This window comes from Arthrobacter sp. YAF16, assembly GCF_052113385.1.
Lineage (GTDB): Bacteria > Actinomycetota > Actinomycetes > Actinomycetales > Micrococcaceae > Arthrobacter.
Genome location: NZ_JBFRDC010000018.1, coordinates 1 through 574 on the forward strand (window position 1 = coordinate 1; position 574 = coordinate 574).

The window sequence follows — 574 nt, forward strand, 5'->3', positions numbered from 1 at the left end:
GGCTGGCAATCGTGGCCGCACTGCCGTTGACGGCGAAGTTCGAGGCTGTCCCGGACAATGTCCAGGGCCCGCCCGTTTCCGCCGTCCCCAGACCGCCGGTGACCGTGCGGGTGAACGTGTCCTGAGCCAGGACACTGCCCGCCGGCGGCGCGGCAACGCTTACCGAATGGCTGACCGTACCCTTGGCGCCGCCGTTATCCGTTACGGTCAGGGTGACCGTATACGTCCCCTCGGCAGCGTAGGTGTGGCTCGCCGTCACCCCGGTCCCGGTCCCGCCGTCACCGAAGTCCCAGGCGTACGAGGCGATCGTGCCGTCCGAGTCCGTTGAACCGGCCCCGTTCACGTTCGCCGTCAACCCGCTCACCCCACTCGTGAACGCCGCAACAGGCGCCACATTCGGCGTCGGCGGCGTGGATCCGGTTCCGCCGGCCCAGAGGTCGTCGAAGCTGACGGTCAACGGGGTCGGCGTTCCGGTGGTGCTGAGGTAGCTGTAGATGCCGATTCCACCGGCGCTCTGCAGCGTGGCCGTGCTGTCGGTTGTGCTCAGTTGCCAGTTCGCCGGTTCCGCGGTGCC

The 574-nt window shown here is 68.6% G+C and carries 1 protein-coding gene; it reads right to left on the reverse strand.

What is annotated here, in order from left to right; translation table 11 throughout:
* The coding region (locus AB4Y91_RS16745; protein WP_441419545.1) for a PKD domain-containing protein at window positions 1–574 on the reverse strand (574 nt) is incomplete at both ends.